The organism is Rhodopseudomonas sp. AAP120 (assembly GCF_001295845.1).
Lineage (GTDB): Bacteria > Pseudomonadota > Alphaproteobacteria > Rhizobiales > Xanthobacteraceae > Rhodopseudomonas.
On the sequence record NZ_LJIC01000010.1, the window covers coordinates 1 to 12,312 of the forward strand.

9 protein-coding genes are annotated in these 12,312 nt (G+C 67.4%); 4 read left to right on the plus strand and 5 right to left on the minus strand.

Annotation, left to right across the window (positions count from 1 at the left end; all coding sequences use genetic code 11):
* Nucleotides 1–108 precede the first annotated feature (108 nt).
* The 3 genes from IP86_RS00995 (at nucleotide 109) to IP86_RS01005 (ending at nucleotide 2,137) form a co-directional block, all read left to right on the plus strand.
* A complete protein-coding gene (locus IP86_RS00995) occupies nucleotides 109–882 on the plus strand; it encodes a thioesterase family protein (RefSeq protein ID WP_054160711.1) in 774 nt (257 codons plus the stop codon).
* A 122-nt stretch (nucleotides 883–1,004) separates the two neighbouring features.
* Nucleotides 1,005–1,244: a hypothetical protein gene (locus IP86_RS01000; RefSeq protein ID WP_054160712.1), complete on the plus strand. Its 240-nt coding sequence runs from the start codon at nucleotides 1,005–1,007 to the stop codon at nucleotides 1,242–1,244.
* 149 nt (nucleotides 1,245–1,393) lie between these two features.
* Nucleotides 1,394–2,137, plus strand: coding sequence for a hypothetical protein (locus IP86_RS01005; protein ID WP_054160713.1), 744 nt, complete (start codon nucleotides 1,394–1,396; stop codon nucleotides 2,135–2,137).
* Between the two features lie 199 nt (nucleotides 2,138–2,336).
* Here the strand turns inward: IP86_RS01005 and IP86_RS01010 are convergent, their stop codons facing one another.
* Nucleotides 2,337–6,785, minus strand: coding sequence for a cytochrome P450 (locus IP86_RS01010; protein ID WP_054160706.1), 4,449 nt, complete (start codon nucleotides 6,783–6,785; stop codon nucleotides 2,337–2,339).
* A 41-nt stretch (nucleotides 6,786–6,826) separates the two neighbouring features.
* A complete protein-coding gene (locus tag IP86_RS01015; RefSeq protein ID WP_054160707.1) occupies nucleotides 6,827–8,581 on the minus strand; it encodes a hypothetical protein in 1,755 nt (584 codons plus the stop codon).
* 254 nt (nucleotides 8,582–8,835) lie between these two features.
* Here IP86_RS01015 and IP86_RS01020 point away from each other — a divergent pair, with 254 nt between their 5' ends.
* Nucleotides 8,836–9,804 (plus strand): S8 family serine peptidase, encoded by a 969-nt coding sequence (locus tag IP86_RS01020; protein WP_054160708.1) that lies wholly within the window; start codon nucleotides 8,836–8,838, stop codon nucleotides 9,802–9,804.
* Here the strand turns inward: IP86_RS01020 and IP86_RS01025 are convergent.
* The 3 genes from IP86_RS01025 to modB form a co-directional block, all read right to left on the minus strand.
* Complete coding sequence (locus IP86_RS01025; protein ID WP_054160709.1) at nucleotides 9,777–10,358, minus strand: DUF2478 domain-containing protein; 582 nt, start codon at nucleotides 10,356–10,358, stop codon at nucleotides 9,777–9,779. The two genes, IP86_RS01020 and IP86_RS01025, sit on opposite strands and share 28 nt — an antisense overlap.
* A gap of 142 nt (nucleotides 10,359–10,500) precedes the next feature.
* Nucleotides 10,501–11,631, minus strand: coding sequence for a molybdenum ABC transporter ATP-binding protein (modC, locus tag IP86_RS01030; RefSeq protein WP_054160710.1), 1,131 nt, complete (start codon nucleotides 11,629–11,631; stop codon nucleotides 10,501–10,503).
* Nucleotides 11,628–12,312 (minus strand): molybdate ABC transporter permease subunit (gene modB / locus IP86_RS01035; RefSeq protein WP_502693978.1); only part of this gene is annotated, 685 nt, incomplete at its 5' end. The genes modB and modC, both read right to left, overlap by 4 nt.

Genomic DNA, 12,312 nt, shown 5'->3' on the forward strand with positions numbered 1-12,312 from the left:
TCGCGTCGCGCGGCTTCCCCTCACCCGCCCGCGCTGCCGCGCGGGCACCCTCTCCCACAAGGGGAGAGGGTTCAACTTGCGCCGATGAAGAACGGACCGGACAAGTACATGGACGCGATCTACCGTATCGACGGCAATGCAATCGAGACCAGCGGCTACGCGGCCGGGCCGTGGGATCCGACCATGCAGCACGGCTCGCCGCCGTCGGCGCTGGTGGCGCATCTCGCCGAGCAAATGCCGACGCCGTCGCCGATGCATGTGGTGCGGGTGACGGTCGATCTGCTGCGGCCAGTGCCGGTCGGCCCGCTGACCTTCGAGACCGAAGTGCTGCGCGAAGGCCGCAAGATCCAGCTGTGCGGCGTGCGGCTGAAATCGAACGGCGTGGTGGTCGTCAACGGCACCGTGCTGAAAGTCCGTAACTCATCGCCCGAACTTCCCGACCATGTCGAGCATCCGGCGCTCGACGTGCCGCTGCCCGACGACTGCCCGGTGCTGGACGTCGGCTTCACCCGCAACCCGTTCGTCGGCGGCATGTCGCTGCGCAAGGTGAAGAACGGCTTCGGCTCGATCGGCCCCGGCGCGACCTGGTACCGGGCCGACCGGCCGCTGATCGAAGGGCTGCCGACCTCGCAGCTGATGCGCGCGGTGATCGCCTCGGACTTCAGCAACGCGACCTCGTCGGTGCTCGACTTCCGGCACTGGACCTTCCTCAACGCCGACCTCAACGTCTTCCTGGCGCGCCAGCCGGTCGGCGACTGGATCCTGCTGAACTCCGAGATGTGGCTCGGCCCGGACGGCGCCGGCACCGCCGCGTCGCGGCTCGCCGATCAGCAGGGTTACTTCGGCCGCGCGATCCAGAACCTGGTGATCGAACAGCGCTGACCGCGGCGGCGGCTTAAGCGCGTATTAACCATCCCCGGACCAACAATAGGCCTGCCGCGCTGCGGCGGCCCGAGATCTCGTAGCAGCCGCGCCGGCATCCCACGATCGAAGTGGACGCCGCGATGTTGTTTTCGGAAAAGACCCCCGCCTCTCTCGACGAGATCAGGCTCCGCGTCGCACGGGCCCTGAATCGCAATCCGATGTGCCGCGACGTGCGGTTCGAGATCGTCGCGACGCCCCGCACCCGCAAGGGCGGCAACTGGACCATCACCATCCAGTCCGTGGCGCCCGACGCGCTGTGGGAAGCTTCCGAGATCGTCTCCGACATCCAGGAAGCCTACGAGCTCGCCGTCGCGGCCTGACGGCCGCGCGATCACCTTCCCGACGGAACCTGGCCGGCGCCGCTCGGAGGCGCCAGTCCGCTGCCGCACGGCAACCAGAACGGGCTGCCGGGCCATATTTCCTCTGCATTTATGAGCGAGACAGAGTGCCGCTCGCGACGGAGACGATCTTGACCAAAGCAGCGACCCTTCTGGCCATGTTGTGCGTATTGATCGCCGGTACGGCCGCAGCGAGTATCCTGACGCGCGCCAGCGTCCCGGCCGCCGGGCCCGGCTTCACCGGCGCGACGATCGAAATCCCGGTCGCGAACCGCGAGAGCAAGGCCGACAAGCTGCTGCTCGCCTCGATTTCCGATGAGACCGACGGTTCCGGCCCAGACGCGACGGCCGCCGCCTCCGAAGACGCCGCCCCGACCCCCGACGCAGCGGCCCAGGCCGATGCGGGAGAGGCCACCGCAGCGCTGCAAAAGCCGGTGCAACTCGCCTATGCCGGCGACGATGCTATCGTCGCAGCCCCCGAGACGTCCGCCAAGGCGGCCGAACCCGCCACCAAGCTGCCGCCGGTGATCGCCACCGCGCCCGTTCAGAAGCCCAAGCCCGCCAAGCCGAAGCCGCCGGCGCTGCTCAGCGATGCGCAGATCTCGCAGATCAAAGGCCGGCTCAATCTGTCGTCGTCTCAGGAATACTACTGGCCGTCGGTCGAACAGGCGCTGCGCGCCATCGGCCGCAAGCTGCACGCGTCCCGCTACGTCGCCGAGAACGGCCCGCCTCCGATCGATCCGGACAGCGCCGAAGTGCAGCAGCTGAAATACGCGGCGATGCCGCTGCTGTTCGGACTGCGCGAAGACCAGAAGCAGGAAGTCCGTAAACTCGCCCGCTCGATGGGCCTGGAGCAGGTCGCGCAGCAGATCTGAGACACTGTGCTCCAGGGATTGCAAACAGGCGAGACTGCTCCCCCTATCCGGAGCTAGCTATTTCACACAGCGTCATTGCCGGGCTTGACCCGGCAATCCATCCTCTTCGCAAAATGCCTTAGTTCAGCGCGCTCACGCGCGGATGGATGCGCGGGTCAAGCCCGCGCATGACGGCGGTGCGGGTGGTTCGTCTGCCCGGTTATTCCAGATCGATCAGATACTGCAGCGCCGACCGGCTCGGCATGAAGAAGTAGCCGCCGCCGGTGACGGTGACGTAGCTGTGGATGCCGTGCAACGTCAGCGGGCCGGCGGCCGTCGGGATGGTGAAGACGCGCGTGTCGTCCGGATCGTCCGGCGCCGACGAGATGATCGGGTCGGGCTCGCCGCTGAGTCCGTGGAACGACGGCGACGACACCCAGGTTTGCTGCACCAGTTCGAACTGCCGTTCGACATCGGCGCAGACCGCGACGAACAGCAATCCCTTCTCCGGCTTGCCACCCTCGCTTGCCGGACGCTCGAACGAGCGGCCACGGCGCAGCAGGCGATGCCGCGCGGTGAGTTGCTGCTGCGTGGGGTCGTCCGGCTGCAGGCTGTCGCGCGGATTGGCGCGGCGGATATGCGCGCCGAACGGACAATGCAGGCCCTGCGGATCGTCCTGACCGTAGCTGAAATCATTGTCGCGGTCGTACGGATCGCGGGCATCGCTGCGCGATTTGGCGCGGCGGGTGTTGAAGCTGGTGGAGTTCGGCTTGTCGACCAGCGGCACGCCGTTGCGCCAGCGCCCCATCATCTTGGCCGCCACCCATTCGGCGGTCGGCGTCTCGCCGATCACCGCGGCGAGTTCGCGATACTTGCCGAGTTCGTCCGCCTTGGCCTGGGTGAAGGCGCGGAAACCGTCGACGTCCTGGACGAATTCACGGATCGCCAGGAAGGTGCCGTTGCGGCCGAAATCCCGCACCGGCCGCGCCGGCGTATCAGAGCGGAAGTTCGGATAGCGGCTCGGCAGTTCGTCGGGCAGGATCGGCAAGTGATTGGCCGGATCGCTGTCGCTCGGCACCGTCGCGCTCGGCGGAAAGTAGCCCTGATTGTTGCGATAACCGAGGATGAACTCGCCGGGCTGAACGATGTCGCGATCCGGCACGCCCTTGGCGAAGCGCTGCGTGCCGCGGATCACCGGCTGCGAGATGCCGTCGACGAAACCGAAATGTTCGTAGTCGAGCGACGTCACGGATTCGCCGTCGACATCGACGGTGACCGGACTGGTGTCGACGCTGGTCAGCAGCGCGGCGCGGCCGCCGAGCAGATCGAGATGCCGGTCGAGCGCGGCGCGGCAGATTTCGGCGCTGGTCCCATAGATGAAAAGCGTCGCGTCCGCAGCCGCGACCTTGGCGTGACCGTCGAGCGCCGCATCTGCCCAGCGCCAGGTGTCCGGCCGCGACGAGCCGGTGTCGCGCAGGATGTTGGCGCGCTGCGACATGCCGATGTTGAAGGCCGTCGGGAACGTCGTCAGGCCGCTGCCGGCCGCGTCCGGCGCGAGGCCCAGGCGCGCCAGGCCTGAGGCCGAGAACGCCACGAAGGTGGCGACATTGTCGGGCGCGTCGCCGCCATTGAACGGACGATCGCCGAACGTGATCGAACCGACCGCCGGGCGCGGCGCTTCGCCGGCTCCGTGCAGCAGGCCTGCCTCGGGCATGATGGCACGCAGCCAGGCTTTGCCGGTGCTGCGATCGTCCGGCAGCCGCAGCAGCGCGGTGATCGTATAGGGCAGTTGCCCCATGCCGCGAAACACCAGCGCCTGCACTTCGGGCGTCTCGATCGCATCCACCGGCCGCGTCATCGATCCGAAGCAGTCGAGCCACGCTCGGGCGGCGCTGTCGGTCGACGCGCGGACCAGACCATCGTGGATCATCGCATTGCGGCGGATCTCGTCGGTGGTCAGCTTCGGATAGCGGTTGAACCAGAACTGCGTCGGCACCTGCTGACGACGCACCCAGCGCTTGAAGCGATCGCCGTCCTGGGCGCCGTCGTAGATCAGGAAGCGCGTGCGCGGAAAACCGACGCCGTTGCTCCAGGCCGCCGACTGGCCGGGATGCGCCTTCATCACGAAGTCTTCGAGATAGCTCTCCCAGCTGCCGTCGTAATTGGCGAGGAAGATCAGCTTGTCGGTGCCGGGCGGCCTGAACCATTTGGCCTTGTGGATCGTGCCCATATTGAGCACGAAGCCGGGGCGGTAGAAATTGGTCACCAGCTCCTTGATGCCCCACAGCGACAACGCCAGCGTCAGCTTACGAAACCAGCCGGGCTTCAGCGCGGTGACGGCGGTGATGTGGTTCTGCACGAAGCCGGGATGGTTCTCGCTGGCGGCGATGGCGCGCACCTTGCCGAGATCGGGATCGCTGTCGTCGGGAACGTCGCGGTTCTCGTAGGAGCGCAGCAGACCCAGGAACAGGCCGCCGAGCGCGGCGAGCGTCAGCGCCACGATCAGCAAGCCGCCGACCAACGCCAGGCCGAGCCGGCCCCAATAGGTCGCGTCCGAAAACGGCTCGATGGCGAAATACACAGCCTGGCCGGCGATCAGCACCAGGCCGAGAATGATCGCCCAGATCCAGCGGAAGGTGGTCGAGTTGGCCATCGCCAGCAGCGACTCGGTGCCGGAGCGCGGCGTCCAATCGGAGATCGCGAGGCGGCGCCGGCTCGGCCGGATCAGATAACTGGTGAAAGCGGCGCCGCGCGCGAACAGCGCCTGTAGTCGCGCCTTGCGGGGCGACTCCGGCGACTGATCGATCAGCCGCTTCAGCTCCGGATCCTGCTTGATCAGCTTGCGGACATAGCCGAGCGCCACCATGGCACGGCTGCCGAGGCAGGCGTGATTCTCCAGATACTCTTCGAGCGCATCGGTTGCGAACTGTGCCAGCTCCCGCTGCCGGACGATGTCGGCGACGGCGAATTCCGGCGTGCCATTGAAGTTGAGCCCGATCGCGCCCCACGGCCGGGTCTGCAAATCCAGCACGTTGTCGCGCAGGATATCCAGCAGCGGCGTAGCGGCCGGCGCATCGACATGGGCGAAGATCGGCGCCAGCCAATCGCCCGCCACGTCGGTCACCGCGCGTAGCGCCAGTTCGGGCGAGCCGTCGACGTTGAGTTCGAGCAGCACATGCGGCGACGGCTTGTCCGGCTCGCCGGCCTCGATCAGCGTCATCGACGCGAAATGGACGATGTTGGTGGACGCCAGCGCCGCCACCACCTCAGGCCGCGCCGGATTGCCGAGAGCCTCGATCTGGCCGCGCAGCGCGGCGAGATCGGTCTCGGCCCGCACCGGCGCGCAGATGATCACCATGTTCTGCGCCTGCGGCGCGACCGCGGGCTCGAACTCCATGTCGAGCCGGCGCGGGAACGGACCGACCCAGCCGATCGCCCCGTCGCTGCCCGCTGTGGTGCGCAGGTTCGGCTGCTTCAGCAGCACGCGAAACACTTCGCCGATCTGCGCGATCGCCACATGCATGCCGAGGCAGGCGTGTACACCGTCGCCGAACATCAGGCTCGACGGGTTCGGCCGATCGGCGCGGAATTCCCCCGGCGCCACGAAGGCGCGCTTGTCGCGCAGCGCCGACATCGTCGCCACCATCAGCACCGAGCCGGCCTTCACGTGCTTCTGCCGGCTGGTGTTGTGAGCGATCACGCTATCCTGGCGCGCGTAGCGCCATTGCCCCGGCGCCAGCGCCGGATTGAGCCGGCCGGCTTCGAGCAGGATCGCTTCCAGCCCCGCCACGTCGTCGGCGCGCGCGCATGCGATCGCGTCCTGCCAGACCTTCGGCCGGTGCAGCAGATCGTCGAGAATCTTGCCCGCCGCCAGCGTATTTGTCGGAATGAAGCCGGTGACGAGGCCCACCACGATGGCGCGAATTTCGCCTTCGGTGACGGCGCCGTCGTCGAGCTGGCCGACTAGGCGGCCGATCACCGTCTCGGTTTCCGGCACCGCCCTGGCGCGGGCGATGGCGCGGTCGATCACTTCGCGGATTTGCGCCGCGCCGTTCAGCGCCAGCTGCCGCGTCGCCGTGTTGCCGAACGGATCGGCAAACAGCAGCGCCGAGATCGACATCGCCCATTCGGCGAAGGCATCGGGATTGTCCGGATCGAGCCCGAAATAGCTGCAGCAGGTCTCGGTGGCGACCCGCGTCATCAGATCCTTCATCACGTCGATGCGGCCGCCCGAGCCGTCGATCAGGATCTGCGTATAGTGCGCCGCCAGCGCGCGGATGCGATCGAGATCGGTCGGCCGCAACACGCTGCGGATGATCGCGTTTTGCCGATCGTGCGACGGGCCTTCGAGCCCCAGCACGAAATTGGTGCCGCCGGCGAGCTCGGTCATCTCCAGCCCATACGGCACCTCGAACAGATCCGGCCGTGCCAGGACTTCGCGCACGTCGCTGTCGCGCGTGACGATGACCAGCCGCCCGAACTGCGGATTGGGCCAGAATTCGCGGAAGAGATACAGCGCGCCACGCATCACCGACGCAAACGCCGTGGTGGTCCAGCGCTTCAGCGTGGTGTCGGCGCCGAGGTCGTTCAGATCGAAAGGACGTGGAGGTGATGGAGCGGGAGCGGACTGGGCTTTCTTGATAGCGTCATAATACTTGAGCGTGAGCATCGATCACCTCAAACAAAGATTTAAAAAATGCGCGTCGCCGCTCAGTGCGGCAGAAACTGCTCGGAGCCCTCCACGGTGTCGCGCTCCAACCAATTCGCCTCGCGGCCGGGCACCATTTTCAAGCCTTCGACGAAATGGTCAATCCATGATCTTTCGACGAAGGGCAGCCAATCGAGATACTGCTTGGAAAAATTCGGCTTGACAGCAATTAGCTCGTCCGTCGCCACGCGCGCCGCGCCGAGATTGCCGCTGCGGGCCAGCGCATTGATCTTGAGCACGTGCGCGTACCAATAGGCCGGCCGTCGCGCCAATGACAGCGACGCATGCTCGATCGCCTCGGTCCAGCGCCCGAGCATAGTATATGACAGCGCCAATTCGCCGAGCGCATAGAACAGGTTGGGATCGTTGGAGCTGAGCCGCAGCGACGCCTTGAGGTGATCGATCGCCTTGGCGGGTTCGCCGCCGAGATTGTAGCAGCCGCCGAGCTGGGCATGGGCCAGCGTCAGGCTGGGATTGAGCGCGATCGCATGCTGCAGCAGGGTCTTGGCTTCGTCCTGATGGCGCAGCCACATCTCGGCGATACCGGCGAGCATGAAGCCGCGGCCATCGTCCGGATCGGCGAGGCACGCCTGCTGGGCGAGCTTGCGCATCCGCAGCACCTGGTCCTGCGGCTGCCGCCCCGCCCAGATCGACCACGCTAGCGCCGAGGTGGTCTGGATCAGCGCCTCCGGCGAGGTCGGATCGAGCGCCAGCGCTTCGGCGAACAGCTTCTGCGCCATTTCCGCATCGGTGCGGGTCAGGCGATTGAGATGCCAACGGCCGCGCCAGATCAGATCGCTGACCCCGAGCGTGTCCTGGCGCTTGTTGCGGATGCGGATCTGCTCGGCGTGCTCGATCCGGGTTTCGAGCTGCGCCACCAGTTCGTTGACGAACTGCTCGAGCTCGTCGCGCAGCGCCGGCGACTGCAGCATGAAGCGCCGCGACCAGATCGCGTAGCCGGTCGCCGCTTCCGACAGGCTGGCGGAGACGCCGAACGACTCATAGGCGCGATACAGATGGCCTTCGACCAGATAGTGCGCGCCGAGCCGCTGCCCGATCAGCTTGCGGTCGATCGACTCGGAGAACGAGAAGCTCGAACTGCGCGCAATCACCGGCAGCCAGCGGATGCGCGAGAGGCCGACGATCAGCTCCTCGCTGATGCCTTCGGCCAGATAGTCCAGCGTCTCTTCGCCCGTCACATTGGTGAACGGCAGCACCGCGATCGCCTGGTTGCCGCTGAATCCGATCGGCGGCTGGCTGGTGTCGAGGATGTAGCTCGGCAGCGCGCCTGTGACCGGCGCCGCAGGCGCCGCGCGTGGCCCCTGCGTCAGCGTCGTTCGCTGCTCGCGCAACCAGTCGCGAAAGCCGGCCTCGCCCGGAATATCGAGGCCTTCGAGAAACTCGCCGGTGTGCCGAAGATCAGCGGTCGGATCGAGCGCATCGACATCGATCAGATCGAGCCGCAGGCGGACGCGATCGCGATCGCTGACCAGCAGTTCGACATCACCGACGTTCAGCAGTTTGCGCAGGTTCGACAGTTCACGCCGCAAGCTGCCCGCCGCTTCCGCATGGCGCCGCGTCCCCCACAACCGGTCCTGTAACCAGCCGCGGGTACGCTCGCCGTCGCGCGACATCGCCAGCATTGCGACGACCGCCGTCCCCTTTTTGCTGGAAATTTCGATACGCTCGCCTGACCGGGGCAGCAGTTGGAAAGGCCCCAGCAGGTTCATCGTGAAAAGCGCGGACCTCGCAGTCATACCTTCCGCCACCTGAATCCAACCTAGGATAGCATTTTTCACGCGCAGTTCACGCCGTTTTCACGTCTGACCGCCCTCGATAAGAAGACTAAGGGGGTGTCGATAAGGAAAATACACGGAGTGCTGTTCCGCAGGGCGAAATTCTTCGGGAGAGCATTCTGGAAAGGCCGCCGGTCGCTGGGCAGAACGCCAGCGCCACACATGCGAGTAGTTCGCGTGATGATGTGCGGCGACGCGAGTGCGGGCGGGGTGCGATGGTAGGGGTAGTTGGCGCAGAATTCCAGCAGGAAATTCTGTTCGCATTCGGCGGCGGTGACGCCGAGATTAGTATCGCGGTATTGGATGGTCCGGTCGACCGAACTCATGATTGCTTTCGCGGCGCCCGACTGGTGCCGCTCGATACCGCTGCCGCCGCGCAGTGCTCGGACGGGCCCGCCACAGCCCAGGGTACGCATATCGCCAGCCTGATCTTCGGCCAGCCCTGCAGCTCGGTGGAAGGCGTCGCGCCGCTGTGCCGCGGGTTGATCGCACCGATCTTCCGCGACGACCGGGCCGGCTGCAGCCAGGCCGATCTCGCCGAGGCGATCGAGTTGTCGCTCGATCACGGCGCCGACATCCTGCATATCAGCGGCGGACTGTTCGAACGACGCCGGCAGCCGAGCGAGAAGCTGATCGCCGCGGTCGCGCGCTGTAACCTGCGCAATGTCCTGATCGTCGTCAGCGGCGCCCGCGACGGCTGTGGTGGCCTGCTGCGGCGCGCCGGCGCCACCCGGCTGCTGCCGGTCGGTGCCATCGACAGGCGTGGACGGCTGATCGGCGGCGGCGACGCCAGGCTGCACGAGATCGGCATCGCGGTGCCGGGCGCGGCGCTGGTCGGCGCGGCGCTCGAAGGCAGCAACAGCGTCCGCCGCGGCGCGAACTACGCGGCGGCGCTGATCGCCGGCGTGGCCGGCCTGCTGCTCGGTGCCCAGAGCCAGCACGGCCAGACGCCCGATCCGGGCGCGGCAGGCGAGGCGATCCTGAACAGCGCGACGCCACGCATGGCTGGCCGCGCCCAGGAGTGCCAGCGCGCCTGGATCGGGCGCGCCAATATCGAGGCCGCAGCGTCCCGCCTTACCGGCGTCCATCAGGATACTGCCGCGGCCTCGCCGTTCGGGCGGTGGCATCGCGCCCAGACGAGTTCGCGGCAGTCAGATCACGCCGCGTTCCGGCCGCGGGCGTGACCCTGCCACCACGCTTCCAGCGCCTCCGCGTCCGGCGGCAGCGAGACTGACAGGCCGCCGGCGAAGTCGTCCCAGACGGCTTCGGCCTTCGGCGTCACCACGCAGGCGACCGGTACGCCGGCCGCCACCGCGGCCTGGAACGCCGACATCAGCCCGCCGCGCTGCGCCTCCTGGCCGCCGAACCGGCTCAGCACCACCAGCTCCGGCTTGCCGGCCAGCGCCCGCTCGACTGCGCCGGCTGCCAGTGCCAACGACGACGAGTTGAGATTGCAGGCTTGCGATCCCGTGCCGAGATCCTGATGCATCGCGTAGCGGTCGCCGGTGGCGACGTCGATCAGTTCGCTGCGGCATTCGCAGCCTTCGTGGCCGCCCTCGCCATGGCCGCCGCCATGGTGGCCGCGGCCAGTATCCTCCGGCGGCACGATGACGCCGACCACGGCGACGCCCTCCGCCTTGCGGCGGAGCGCGAAGGCGGTGAGTACATCGGCGGCCGGCGTGCCGGGACCGCCGCGCACCGCCGCGATCGCCATCGATTGATTGCTTTCGAACGACATTGTCTCATCTCCTCCAACGCGAGCGGACGCGCGGCGTCACCGATCCCATACGATGGGTAATCGCGTAGCTGACCGGAGCGCGCGCCGTGACGCTGATGGGGACTATGCGAAGCGCGTGCCGAAGCGCCGCGCGGTACGGGCCTTATTTCGGCGGCTCACTCACGACGCGCTCGGGCGCCAGCGCGACGCCCTTGACCTGCGCGAACACGTCGAGCCCGTCGGCGAGTTGCAGTTGATCCCAGGATCGCCGCGTCACCCGCGCCAGCAGCCGCGCGCCATTGCCCTCAGGCCCGAGCGCCAGCACCACCAACACCTCGTTAGGACCGATCGTCGAGGTCGAGACGATCCGCACCGCCAGCGCATTGAGGATCGAGGTCTCGCGCGGCGCTTCGCGCGACAGGCTGACGTCGCCGGCGGCGATCCGGATGCGCCGCCGCTCGCCGGCCGGCACCGGCGCCGACGGCACCAGCAGCCGGCCGCCATCGAGCCGCAGCGTCAGCAGTCCATACTCGGCATCGTAGGTTTCGGCCGTTGCGTCCATATTCACCGCGGCGTCACGTGAGGTCGCCAGCGGCAGCGCCGGGTTGCTCTGCAGCTCGGACAATGGTCCGACGCCGATCACCTGACCGGCCCGCATCAGGATCAGATGATCGGCGAGCCGCTCGATCTCGGCCATGTCGTGGCTGACATAGATCACCGGCAGCAGCAGCCGGGCGTGCAGCCGCTCCAGGAACGGCAGGATCTCGTCCTTGGTGAGCCGGTCGAGCGCCGACAGCGGCTCGTCCATCAACAGCAATTTGGGCTGCGACAGCAGCGCGCGGCCGATCGCGACGCGCTGGCGTTCGCCGCCGGAGAGATTCCGGGGCGCACGCGGCAACAGCCGGGCGAGGCCGAGCAGTTCGATCACTTCGTCGAACGCGATGTCGCCGGGAAGCGGCCCGGCTTTGCGCTTGGGCGCGCCATACATCAGATTGTCTTGCACGCTCAGGTGCTGAAACAGGCTGGCTTCCTGAAACACATAGCCGATCGGCCGCTGATGCGGCTTCAGGAACGTGGTGTCGTCCTGCCAGACGTCGCCATCGACTTCGCACAGCCCGCCGGGCAGATGCTGCAAGCCGGCGAGGCAGCGCAGCACCGTCGACTTGCCGCAGCCCGAGGGGCCGAACAGGCCGGTGATACCAGCCGCCGGCACCGCAAACGACGCGTCGAGCGCGAAGCCGCCGAGCCGGCCGCGGAATTCGCCCCGAATGCTACGCGGTGCCGTCGCCCTCATTGGCGGATCCGTGCGGTGCGCTTCTCCAGCATCATCATGGTGAGGATCACCACGAAGGCAAACGCCGCCATGCCACCGGCCAGAATGTTGGCCTCGCGCCATTGCGAGGTTTCGACATAGTCGTAGATCGCCACCGACAGCACCTTGGTGCGCCCCGGAATGTTGCCGCCGATCATCAGCACGATGCCGAACTCGCCGACGGTGTGAGCGAAGCCGAGCACGGCGCCGGCCAAAAAGCCGGGCCGCGCCAGCGGCACCCCCACGGTCCAAAATGCTTTGAGTGGCGAGGCCCGCAGTGTCGCAGCGACTTCGAGCGGCCGGTCGCCGATCGCATCGAACGCGTTGCGGATCGGCTGCACCACGAACGGCATCGAATAGATCACCGAGCCGAACACCAGTCCGCCGAAGGTGAACGCCAGCGTCCGCCCGCCCCACAGCGACGCCAGCGCGCCGCCCGGCCCGTCCGGCCCCATCAGGACCAGCAGATAGAAGCCCAGCACCGTCGGCGGCAGCACCAGCGGCATCGCCACCACCGCGGCGACGCCCTCCTTCCACGCCGCCTTCGACCGCGCCAGCCACCACGCGATCGGCGTCCCGACAATCAGCAGAATGATCGTGGTGATCACCGCCAGTTCGACGGTGAGCCAGACCGGCTGCCAGATGTCGGGGGGGAGATTGCTC